The sequence below is a fragment of the Microbacterium sp. HMWF026 genome, assembly GCF_003061325.1.
Classification (GTDB): domain Bacteria; phylum Actinomycetota; class Actinomycetes; order Actinomycetales; family Microbacteriaceae; genus Microbacterium; species Microbacterium testaceum_E.
This window is the reverse complement of the sequence record NZ_QAJB01000312.1, coordinates 1-3047: the sequence shown is the minus strand read 5'-3', so window position 1 is coordinate 3047 and position 3047 is coordinate 1. Positions and strand designations below refer to the sequence as shown.

Sequence of the window (3047 nt, the reverse complement as noted above, 5' to 3'; positions counted from 1 at the left end):
GTCGTTCGCTGCGCCCCCACCCCCACCGCCGGGAGCGCCTCGTGAAGCGCGGGCGGCCGCGCGTTGGGTGGCGTCAAAGTGTCGCGGAAGCCCTTGATGCGTGCCAATTGGCGCCGATGAAACGGCGGTGGCGGCGGAGCGGCGGGCGGCAGCGCGTCGGGTGGCGTCAAAGTGTCGCGCGCGCCCTTCATGCGTGCCGAATGGCGCCGATGAAACGGGCGCGGCGCACAGCGACGACACCACGGCGCGCCACCGCCGCCGCGCGAGAGGCGCGACGGCGGCGGCGGAGGGCATACGCATGACGACGATTCTCGTCGCTCAGCGGGCGTCGAGCGCGCGGTTGAGCTCCACGACGTTGACGCGCGGGTCGCCCAGGTATCCGAGGTCGCGGGGCAGCGTGTGCGCGGCGACGAGCGCCTCGACGTCGGAGACCGGGATGCCACGGGCCTCGGCGACCCGCGCCACCTGGTGCTCGGCGTTCGCGACCGAGATGTCGGGGTCCAGGCCCGAGCCCGAGGCGGTGAGCGCGTCGACGGGGATCGTGCCGTCGCCGTCCAAGACACGTGACGCCTTCTCGCGCTCCGAGATCGAGGCGATGAGGTCCTCGTTCTCGGGCCCGAGGTTCGATCCGCTCGAGGCGGCGGCGTCGTATCCGTCGCCGGCCGCCGAGGGACGCGACTGGAAGTACTGCGGCAGAGCGGCGCCGTCGGCATCCGTGAAGGACTGCCCGAGGAGCTGCGAGCCGACGACCGTGCCGTCGGCCGCGGTCGCGAGCGAGCCGTTGGCCTGGAACGGCAGGGCGACCTGGCCGATCGCGGTGATCAGCAGCATGTAGCCCACGCCGAGGAGGGCGGTGAAGACGAGCATCGCGCGGACGGCGACACCCGCGGTACGCAGGGTGAGACGCATGACGGGGCCTTTCAGAATCCCGGCAGCAGGCTCACGACGAGGTCGATGAGCTTGATGCCGATGAAGGGGACGAGGACGCCGCCGAGCCCGTAGACGAGCAGGTTGCGGCTGAGGATGCTCGCCGCGCTCGCCGCGCGGTATTTCACACCGCGCAGGGCGAGGGGGATGAGCACGATGATCACGATCGCGTTGAAGATGATCGCGCTGAGGACAGCGGATGCCGGAGACGACAGCTGCATGACGTTGAGCACCGCGAGGCCCGGGAACACCCCCATGAACATCGCCGGGATGATGGCGAAGTACTTCGCGATGTCGTTGGCGAGCGAGAACGTCGTGAGCGCGCCGCGCGTGATGAGCAGCTGCTTGCCGATGCGCACGATGTCGATGAGCTTGGTCGGGTCGCTGTCGAGGTCGACCATGTTGCCGGCCTCTTTCGCGGCCGAGGTGCCCGTGTTCATCGCGACGCCCACGTCGGCCTGCGCGAGGGCGGGCGCGTCGTTGGTGCCGTCGCCGGTCATCGCGACGAGGTTGCCGCCCTCCTGCTCGCGCTGGATGAGGGCGAGCTTGTCCTCGGGGGTGGCCTCGGCGAGGAAGTCGTCGACCCCGGCCTCGGCGGCGATCGCCTTGGCGGTGAGCGGGTTGTCGCCCGTGATCATCACGGTGCGGATGCCCATCGCGCGCAGTTCGCCGAAGCGTTCGCGCAGGCCGTCCTTGACGACGTCCTTGAGGTGGATGACGCCCAGCAGGCGGCCGGCGCCCGTTCCGGACGACGCCGGCGTCCACGTCGCCACGACGAGCGGGGTGCCGCCGGACTGCGCGATGGCATCCGTCTCGCTCAGCAGCTGCGCTCGCAGCGCCGTCGCGACGGGCGTCCCCGTGGATTCGAGCCAGGCGAGCACGGCGGCGCTCGCGCCCTTGCGCACCTGCGTGCCGTCGGCCAGGTCGAGTCCGCTCATGCGCGTCTGCGCAGTGAAGGGCACCGGCTCGGCGCCGCGGGGCATCTCGGCGACGATGCCCTGCGCGGCGGCGAGTTCGACCACCGAGACGCCCTCGGGCGTGGGGTCGGCCTGCGACGACAGCGAGGCGTACTCGGCGAGGAGCGGTCCGCCGACGCCGTCGAGCGGCACGAAGGCCGAGGCGCGACGGTTTCCGTAGGTGATGGTGCCGGTCTTATCGAGCAGCAGGGTGGTGACGTCGCCCGCGGCCTCGACCGCGCGGCCCGACATCGCCAGGACGTTGCGCTGCACCAGGCGGTCCATGCCGGCGATGCCGATCGCGCTCAGCAGCGCGCCGATCGTCGTCGGGATGAGGCAGACCAGCAGCGCCACGAGCACGGGGATCGAGACGGGGGACGCCGCGTACGAGGCGATGGGGTTCAGCACCAGCACGACCACGACGAACACGATCGACAGGCTCGCGAGCAGGATGTTCAGCGCGATCTCGTTGGGCGTGCGCTGGCGCGAGGCGCCCTCGACGAGCGCGATCATGCGGTCGACGAACGTCTCGCCCGGCTTCGAGGTGATCTTCACCACGATGCGGTCGCTGAGGACGCGCGTGCCGCCGGTGACGGCGCTGCGATCGCCCCCGGACTCGCGCACGACGGGGGCCGATTCGCCGGTGATGGCCGACTCGTCGACCGTCGCGATGCCTGAGACGATGTCGCCGTCGCCGGGGATGAGCTCACCGGTCTCGACCAGCACGACGTCGCCGACGCGCAGGTCGCCCGAGGGTACGTCCTCGGTGGCGGCTCCGGATGCCGAGGGGTCCGCCTTCTCGTCGTACGAGACCACGCGGCGGGCCGAGGTCGTCGTGCGGGTCTTGCGCAGCGTGGCCGCCTGGGCCTTGCCGCGGCCCTCGGCGACGGACTCGGCGATGTTGGCGAAGAACACCGTGAGCCACAGCCAGACGGCGATCCCCCACGTGAAGCCGAAGGGGAGGGTGTCGTCGCGGCCGCCGACGAACGGCTCGGCGATCGCGATGAGCGTGGTCAGCGCCGCCCCCACCCAGACGAGGAACATCACGGGGTTGCGCCACTGCGCGGCGGGGTTGAGCTTCTTCGCGGCGCCCGGCAGGGCGGCGACGATCTGCGCGGCGCTGAACGCGCGGCGCGGGGCGGGTGCGGCCTCGCCCGCGGGGGC

3 protein-coding genes are annotated in these 3047 nt (G+C 71.7%); all 3 read right to left on the bottom strand.

Annotated features, from left to right (window positions below; translation table 11 throughout):
• Window positions 1–191: hypothetical protein (locus DBR36_RS18090; protein WP_219927648.1), on the bottom strand; the 191-nt coding region annotated here is incomplete at its 3' end.
• A 127-nt stretch (window positions 192–318) separates the two neighbouring features.
• Window positions 319–909 carry a K(+)-transporting ATPase subunit C gene (gene kdpC / locus DBR36_RS12015; RefSeq protein WP_108319692.1) on the bottom strand — a complete coding sequence of 197 codons (591 nt, stop codon included), beginning with the start codon at window positions 907–909 and terminating at the stop codon, window positions 319–321.
• An 11-nt stretch (window positions 910–920) separates the two neighbouring features.
• On the bottom strand, window positions 921–3047 hold a 2127-nt coding region (kdpB, locus tag DBR36_RS12010; RefSeq protein ID WP_108319690.1), incomplete at its 5' end, for a potassium-transporting ATPase subunit KdpB.